This window comes from Archangium sp., assembly GCF_036389735.1.
Classification (GTDB): Bacteria; Myxococcota; Myxococcia; order Myxococcales; family Myxococcaceae; genus Archangium.
Genome location: NZ_DASVWK010001116.1, coordinates 1 through 7,785 on the forward strand (window position 1 = coordinate 1; position 7,785 = coordinate 7,785).

The window sequence follows — 7,785 nt, forward strand, 5'->3', positions numbered from 1 at the left end:
GCTGGTGGAGAGCCTGCCCATCGCGGGGGTGGACGGCACGCTGGCGAACACCACGCTGTCCCCGGGGGCGCGGGGGCTCATCCGCGCCAAGACGGGCACCTTGTCGGGACAGAAGGCCTACGTGGGCGTCGCCGAGCGCCCCAACGACAAGGAGCACCCGCGCGTCGTCTTCGCGCTGATGCTGAACAACATCGACGAGCAGCCCGCCCTGACGGCGAGCCAGGTGTTCGAGCGCTTCGCCGAGGCGATGGTGGCCTTGCCGCTGCGCTGAGTGGGGCTCAGTTGGCCAGGCGTGCTTCCAGCGCGGCGATGCGCTCCAGCCAGTCGTCGAGCTGATCGGAATGGTTGAGATACATGCGCAACTCGGCGCCGCCCTCGACATTCCGCAGGTAGCCCGCGAGGTAGCGGCGGGTGTAGGTGACACCCCAGCCCGCTCGGCGCGCGGCCACGTTGGCGAGCAGGTGCTCGCGCAGCAGGCCGAGGCGCTCGGCGGTGGTCGGTGGGGTGGGGGAGCGGCCCTCGCGCAGGGCCTTCACTTCGCGGAACACCCACGGGTGCTCGATGGCGCCCCGTCCCAGCATCGCGCCCGCGCAGCCCGTCTCCTCCAGCGCGCGCTTCATGTCCGCGGCGGTGCGGATGTCCCCGTTGACGACGACGGGGATGCGCACCACCTCCTGGGCCATGCCCGCCCAGCGCCAGTCCGCGGAGCCCGTGTAGCCCATCTTCGCGGTGCGGCAGTGCACGGTGAGGGCACGCACCCCCACGTCCTCCAGCCGGCGGGCCAGATCCACGATGGGCATCTGGTCCTCCGGCCCCCAGCCGATGCGCGTCTTCACCGTCACCGGTAGTGACACCGCGCGCACCACCTGTGCCGCCATGGCGACCATGGCCTCCGGGTCTCTCAGCCAACCCGCGCCCGCGCCCCGCCGGGCGATGCGCGGCACCCAGCACCCGCAGTTGATGTCGAGGAAGGCGGGCCCCGCCGCCTCGGCGATGCGTGCGGCCTCCACCAGCCGCGCCGGGTCCGCCCCGTAGATCTGGATGGCGGTGGGACGGTCGTCCTCCGCGAGCTTCAACTTGCGCTCGTTACGGGTACACCCGAGCAGCAGGGAGTCCACGTTGACGAACTCCGTGAAGCACGCGTCCGCGCCCAACTGGCGGCAGATGCGCCGGAAGACGGCATCGCTCACGTCCTCCATGGGAGCGAGCAGGGCGGGCTGGGCGGCGAAAAGCGCGGAAAAGGCGTCGGACGACATACTCGGAGAGTGTCAGGGGTGTTGACGCTCGGCGTCAAACCCGGGCAAACCCCTCCTACCATGCCTGACTCCTCGAAGGCCGAGTTCGATCTCATCCTGTGGGGCGCCACCGGTTTCACCGGCCGCCTCGTCGCCGAATACCTCGCCCGGAACCAGGACGCCCACCGGGCGCGCTGGGCCCTCGCTGGCCGAGACCGCGCCCGGCTCGAGCAGGTGCGCTCGGGGCTCGCCGCGCTCAACCCCGCCTGTGCCGAGCTTCCCCTGCTGCTCGGAGACGCGCGTGACGCGGCCTCGCTGGACGCCCTGGTGGCCCGCACGCGCGTCATCATCTCCACGGTCGGCCCCTATGCTCGCCACGGCAGCGAGCTGGTGGCCGCCTGTGTCCGGGGTGGCAGGGACTACTGCGACCTGACGGGCGAGGTGCAGTGGATGCGCCGGATGATCGACGCCCACCACGCCCAGGCCCGCGCGACGGGGGCGCGCATCGTCCACACCTGTGGCTTCGACTCCATCCCCTCGGACCTGGGCGTGTTCATGCTCCAGGAGCACATGCGCGAGCAGCACGGGGGGCACTGCTCCCGCGTGCGCCTCCATGTGACGAAGATGCGCGGCGGCTTCAGCGGGGGCACCGTGGCGAGCCTCCTCCAGGCCGTGGACGAGTCGACGGCGGACCGCGAAGTGCGCCGCGTGCTCGGCAACCCCCACGCGCTCGACCCCGAGCCTCGCCGCGGCACCCCCGAGGAGCGCGACCAGCTCGGCGTGCGCTACAGCCGGGAGCTGGGCCGGTGGACGGCCCCCTTCGTGATGGGCGCCGTCAACACGCGTGTGGTGCGGCGCTCCAACGCCCTGCTCGGCTACCCCTGGGGCCAGGACTTCCTCTATTCGGAGGTGGCCAGCTTCAAGCCCGGAGTGAAGGGGATGCTCACCGCCGTCGGCACCTCCGTGGGGCTCGGCGCCTTCATGGTGGCCACGACCGTGCCCGTGGTGCGGCGCCAGCTCGAGAAGCGGGTGCTGCCCGCCCCTGGCGAGGGCCCTTCCGCCGAGGAGCGCGAGCGCGGTCTCTTCGAGGTGCGGCTCGTGGGCGAGGGGACGTCCGTGAAGAGCGGACGCCCCGTGCGGCTGGAGGCGACGGTGGCCGCCAAGGGAGACCCCGGCTACGCGGCGACGTCGCGGATGCTCGCCGAGTCGGCCCTGTGCCTCGCCTTCGACGGGGTGCCCGCCGAGGGCGGAGTCCGCACCCCCGCGTCGACCATGGGGATGCGGCTCGTCGAGCGCCTGCGGCGCGCGGGCATGACGTTCGAGGTGCGGGAGCTTTAGCCGAGGGATGAAGTTCAGACTTCCTCGTCGGGCAAGAGCGTGAGGAGCCGCTCGTCGTCGGGGCCAAGCGGGCGCCAGCCTGGTGGTGGTGGCGCCGTGCGGAGCGCTGCCCTGGCCTGCTCGACACGCTTCTGATGAGTTTCTGGGGTGTAAGCGGACCAGCGGCCAAGCGCCATGGCAACCTCGAAACGGTTTGCATCGTCCATCTCGGTCGGCCAGCCGCCGGGAAGTCCTTCGGCAAGTTCGCGCACGAGAACATCGCGCACCAAGCGGGTGACTTGCTTGCGCCGCTCCGCCTCGGCAAGTAACCCGCTGAACAGTTGCACTGCGGCGACGTCATCCTCGCCAAGCTCCTCGGCCAACAAATAGAGCGGGATGGCGGGACGCGCCTCAGCAAAGGCGGTGAGCGTATCGAAGCCCCGCTCTCGGACCCGCTCATAGAGGCGGGCCTTCCAGTTGCCCTCCCAGGAACGGTCCTCGCTCATCTTCCTCTCCAGGGGGTGAAGTTCACTGGGATTTTATAGTCCCTCATGTTCTTCGCGACGAGCTTCAGGATTTCGTTCCGCGTCAACATCCGACCAGCATCGACCTCAGCATCGCGCAGTGCCTTCATGAGCATCCGGTTCCATTCGCCGGGCCATGTGCGACCCAGGCGCCAGTTGCCACCGCCATGAATCGCCTCGTGACGTGCCTGCTCCATCCTGACGCAGAACTGGTCGATGCTCATCTCGCCGGTGAAACCACGCTTCTCGAACCACTCGCGGAACTCTCGTGGCAGGACGTGGTGCTGTGGTGGCTCGGCCATGCCAGCGCCTGCTCTGTCCGTTACACGCATGCCCCGCACCTCGGGCCCATCGCCCAGCGCGTCGCGAACGCCCTGCGGTAGCTCGTCGTGAGACTCGGCCATCATCACTTGACCGGCCTGAATCCGGACAGTGGCGCTCACGGCGGAAATGGAGAGGACGCCCATTCGCACGAGCTGACGCATCATCTCCTCCCACTCGGCGGAGACGACAATCCGTGTGCCCATCATCACGCCGTTGGAGCCCGCCATGAGGCCCATGCCGAGCGTGGCGGGAGCGGCTGGCGGTAGCCGGGGCAGTGCCATCTTCATCGCCGAGGCCGTGGTGAACATCTCGATGAGATCCTTCACCACCAGCATCTTCTCGAACCGCTCCGCCGCCACGCGCACGGCCTCACGGGTCGCGGCGAATTCACCCGTAAGGTGGCCCACGAGCGCGGGGAGGTCGCTCGCCGCGGCCTCGACCTGCCCTGGCTCCAGTGAGGCGAGGGCCGTCATCGAGGGTTCCATCATCCGCTGCAACGGGTGCAGCCCCCTGAACAGTCGCTCCACGCTGTAATAGGGGCACTGACGGAGCACGACATCGGCGAGGTTGAGGAAGTCGAGCCAGACGGTGAGCAGGAGGGCGCCCAGCATGGCTGCTTCGAGCCGTGGGCCGGCGAGGCGCAGGAGGGCCAGCTGCATGTCCGGGTCATCCACCTGGGAGGAGGTATGGGCCAGCCGGGTAACGGCGGCGAGTTCGGCATCAATCCAGCGAAGTTGCTGGCCGCCATATTCCACGAAAGGGCCAAACAGGTCGGCATATCGGCCGCCGATACCGGCCTCGCTGGCCTTGATTCGGGAGAACTCCCCGGCGATGCGGCGAGTGGAGCCCGACACGTCGAGAACGGCACCGAAGACCGCCTGACGGGCAAGGGTGGCGCTCTGTCGCGCGGGCTCCGCTGCCTCGGTCTCAGGCGGGGAGACGAGGGCGCGCGAAGGCTTCTCGCCTGGCCTTTCGGCCAACGTGGGTTCGGCAGCCTCGCGTGCCGTGTGGCGCAGGCTCATCATCCCTCGGCTGGGCGGTGGCGTCAGCGAAGCGCAGCCGGTGGACAGCAGGGCCATGGCGAGCAGCAGTCCCGCCCACCGTGTCCTCACTTCTTCCGCAGCGTCTGCAACGCACCGCCCCAGGCGATGACCTGGTCCAGCATGGCCTTGACCGACTTCTCATGGCGGGCAGCCGGCTTGAAGGCGCTGTAGTTCTCGAAGTCTGTGGCGAGCGAGAGCATGACCTGGGAGCGCACGTCGGCGATCTGGAGCTCGGCCATCACCAGCCGCAACTGCTCCACCGCGCGCGTTCCGCCGGCACTGCCGTAGCTCACGAACCCTGCCGCCTTGTTGTTCCACTCGCGGTAGAGGAAATCGATCGCGTTCTTCAGCGCGCCGGACGTCCCGTGGTTGTACTCGGGCGTCACGAAGACGAAGGCGTCGAAGGTGTCGATCTTCGCGGCCCAGACCTTGGTATGCGGCTGGGTGTACTGACCCATGGCCGGCGGCATCGGCTCGTCGAGCAGCGGCAGGTTGAAGTCCAGGAGATCCACGAGCTCGAACTCGGCGTCGTCGCGCTGCCTCGCGAGTTCGTGGACCCAGCGGGCCACGGCCTCGCCCTTACGACCCGGCCGCGTGCTTCCGATGATGATCGCCACCTTGAGCATGGGTGCTCCTGGAGAAGGTTGGGTTCAGCGGTATCGGGGCTCTCAGCCCAGGATGAGTTGCTCCAGCAGGGCCTTCTGGACGTGCATCCGGTTCTCCGCCTCGTCCCACACCGCCGACTGCGCGCCGTCGACCACCTCGTCGGTGATCTCCTCGCCGCGGTGCGCCGGCAGGCAGTGCAGCACGATGGCGCCCGGGTTCGCCTTCGCCATCAGCGCCGGGTTGAGCTGGTAGTCGTGCAGGTCCTTCTTGCGCTTCGCCGACTCCGCCTCCTGGCCCATGCTCGTCCACACGTCCGTCACCACCACGTCCGCGCCCTTCACCGCCTCGGTGGCGCTCGCCGTGACGAGCACCCGTGTCGCCGCGTCGGCCAGCACCGCCGCCGGCGGACGGTAGCCCTCGGGGCACCCCAGCCGCAGGTTGAAGCCGAAGTAGCGCGTGGCCTCCACGAACGACAGGCCCATGTTGCTCGCGCAGTCACCCACGAACGCCACCGTCTTCCCCTTCACGCTCCCCAGCCGCTCCTCCACCGTGAACAGGTCCGTCAGCACCTGCACTGGGTGCCCGCCCTCGGACAGGCCGTTGATGACCGGTACCCGCGACGCCTTCGCGAAGGCCGTCAGCCGGTCATCCCCGAAGGTGCGGAACATGATGCAGTCCGCGTAGCCGGAGATGACCCGCGCCGTGTCCTCGATCGTCTCGCCGCGAGCGATCTGGCTGCTGGCCGAGGTGATCGTCGAGACCGTGCCGCCGAGCTGGTACATCGCCGCCTCGAAGGACAGGTGCGTGCGCGTCGAGGCCTTCTCGAACACCAGCACCAGATGCCGGCCCGCCAGCGTCGTCACCACTTCCTTGCGCTTGCGGCTCGCCTTGAGCGCGTGCGCCCGGTCGAAGAGGGCGCGGTACTCGGCCTCGGTACGGTCGGCCAGGGTCAGGAAATCGCGCTTCACAGGGGTGCCTCCTGGAGGGAATCGAAGAGGGAGTCGAGCCGCGGGATGGCGTTGGCCGCCGCCCGGGCCCGAGCCGCGTGGGTCTTCAGCTCGGAAATCTGTTTCTCCACCGACGCCGGTCCGGTGCCTCCGGCGTTGGCCTTGCGCTCCACCGCGCGCCGCGGATCCGCGCTCTTCAGCACCTCGGCGTCGAAGCGGGGGTCCACCGACTGTGCCAGTTCCAGTGTCACCTTGGCCAGTGGCAATCCCTTCTCCTGGCACGCCCGCACCAGCGCTCCCGTCGCCTTGTACGCCGTGCGGAAGGGGATGCCCTTCATCGCCAGCGCCTCGGCCACGTCCGTGGCCTGCATGTAGTCCGACTCCACCGCCGCGAAGCACCGCTCCCGATCGAAGTGCACCTTGCCCAGCGCGAGGTGCAGCATGGACAGCACGCTCGTCAGCAGCGGGCCCGTCTCCAGCAGCACCTGCCGATCCTCCTGGAGATCCCGGCTGTAGCCGCCCGGCAGGCCCTTCACGAGCACGGCCAGGTTGGTGAGGTTGCCCACCGCGCGTCCGGACTTGCCTCGAATGAGCTCGAAGACGTCCGGGTTGCGCTTCTGCGGCATCATGCTGGAGCCGCAGGCGATCTCCCCGTCCAGCTTCACGAAGCCGAACTCGGGCGAGGCGAAGTCGTAGAAGTCCGTGGCCACCCGGCTGGCGTGCAGCAGCGAGCGCATGGCCGCGTAGGCGAAGTCCATGGCGAAGTCGCGGTCGCCCACCGTGTCCAGCCCGTTCATCGTCACGCGCGGGAAGCGCAGCAGCTCGCGCGTCACCTCGCGGTCGATGGGCAGCGACGTGCCGCCGATGGCTCCCACGCCCAGCGGCAGCGAGGACGCCTGCTCCAGCGCGAAGCCGAGCCCGTCCACGTCCCGGGTGAACATGGCCCCGTAGCCGCACAGCAGGTAGGCCAGCGAGATGGGCTGCGCCCGCTGCCGGTGCGTATACGAGGGGATGAGCGTCTCGCGCTCCGTCTCGGCCCGAGCGGCCAGTCCCTCCAGCAGCGTGGCGAGCACGCCGAGCGCCTCGGCGATCTTCTCCCGCACGTGCAGGCGCAGATCCAACGCGACCTGATCATTGCGCGAGCGCGCGGTGTGCAGGAGGCCGGCGCGCTCCCCGAGGACGCGGGTGATCTCCGCCTCCACGGCCATGTGCACGTCCTCCTCGTCCGCGAGCACGAGCGTGCCGGCGCGGGAGGCCGTCATGATGGCCACGAGCTGCTCGCGGATGGCGCGCGCGTCCTCCGAGGGGATGATGCGCGTGCGCGAGAGCATGGTGAGGTGCGCGAGGCTGCCGACGAGATCCTCCTTGAGGAGGGCCCTGTCGAGCGCCAGCGAGCTGGTGAAGGCCAGCACCTCCGGGTGGAGGCCGGGTCCGCCGGAGGCGGCCGTCTTGGCAATCGTCACGGGGTTTCTTCCTTTCCGAAGAGTGCCTTCAATTTCCTGGACAGCGTACGGGCCGACTTCCCCCGGGCCGGGGCGGCGAAGATGGTGTCATCTCCGGCGATGGTCCCCAGGCTCTCGAGCAGCCGGGCCTGATCGATGGCGGACGCGACCAGGGACGCGGAGCCCGGGCGGGTGCGGACCACCACCAACAGCTCATTGTCATCCATCGAGACGACCAGCTCCCCCAGCTCGCGCAGCCGGTCCTCGCCCGTGGGAGGGGGAGCGTCCTCCAGGCCGTACACCGTGCCGCCCTCGGGCCGTGACACGCGCATGGCGCCGAGCTGGGC

9 protein-coding genes are annotated in these 7,785 nt (G+C 69.4%); 2 read left to right on the forward strand and 7 right to left on the reverse strand.

Translation table 11 applies throughout. The features are described from left to right. Positions 1 to 271: D-alanyl-D-alanine carboxypeptidase (locus tag VF794_RS40085; protein ID WP_331119061.1), on the forward strand; the 271-nt coding region annotated here is incomplete at its 5' end. A 7-nt stretch (positions 272 to 278) separates the two neighbouring features. Here the strand turns inward: VF794_RS40085 and VF794_RS40090 are convergent. Continuing rightward, positions 279 to 1,256, reverse strand: a complete 978-nt coding sequence (locus VF794_RS40090) for a tRNA-dihydrouridine synthase family protein (RefSeq protein WP_331119063.1) — start codon at positions 1,254 to 1,256, stop codon at positions 279 to 281. A gap of 60 nt (positions 1,257 to 1,316) precedes the next feature. Here VF794_RS40090 and VF794_RS40095 point away from each other — a divergent pair, with 60 nt between their 5' ends. Beyond that, a complete protein-coding gene (locus VF794_RS40095; RefSeq protein ID WP_331119065.1) occupies positions 1,317 to 2,573 on the forward strand; it encodes a saccharopine dehydrogenase family protein in 1,257 nt (418 codons plus the stop codon). A gap of 14 nt (positions 2,574 to 2,587) precedes the next feature. Here VF794_RS40095 and VF794_RS40100 read toward each other — a convergent pair whose 3' ends face one another. The 6 genes from VF794_RS40100 to VF794_RS40125 form a co-directional block, all read right to left on the reverse strand. Next, positions 2,588 to 3,058 carry an NUDIX hydrolase gene (locus tag VF794_RS40100; RefSeq protein ID WP_331119067.1) on the reverse strand — a complete coding sequence of 157 codons (471 nt, stop codon included), beginning with the start codon at positions 3,056 to 3,058 and terminating at the stop codon, positions 2,588 to 2,590. Next, a complete protein-coding gene (locus tag VF794_RS40105) occupies positions 3,055 to 4,479 on the reverse strand; it encodes a DUF2380 domain-containing protein (protein ID WP_331119069.1) in 1,425 nt (474 codons plus the stop codon). The genes VF794_RS40100 and VF794_RS40105 overlap by 4 nt, the downstream gene beginning before the upstream one ends. Before the next feature lie 29 nt (positions 4,480 to 4,508). After that, the gene (locus VF794_RS40110) at positions 4,509 to 5,069 is read right to left on the reverse strand and encodes an NAD(P)H-dependent oxidoreductase (RefSeq protein ID WP_331119071.1); all 561 of its coding nucleotides are present in this window, start codon (positions 5,067 to 5,069) and stop codon (positions 4,509 to 4,511) included. A gap of 42 nt (positions 5,070 to 5,111) precedes the next feature. Then, complete coding sequence (gene argF, locus VF794_RS40115) at positions 5,112 to 6,017, reverse strand: ornithine carbamoyltransferase (RefSeq protein ID WP_331119073.1); 906 nt, start codon at positions 6,015 to 6,017, stop codon at positions 5,112 to 5,114. Then, positions 6,014 to 7,459, reverse strand: coding sequence for an argininosuccinate lyase (gene argH, locus VF794_RS40120; protein ID WP_331119075.1), 1,446 nt, complete (start codon positions 7,457 to 7,459; stop codon positions 6,014 to 6,016). Before argH ends, argF begins: the two co-directional genes overlap by 4 nt. After that, positions 7,456 to 7,785, reverse strand: a 330-nt coding sequence (locus tag VF794_RS40125; protein WP_414641017.1) for an arginine repressor, incomplete at its 5' end; no start/stop codon positions are given. The genes argH and VF794_RS40125, both read right to left, overlap by 4 nt.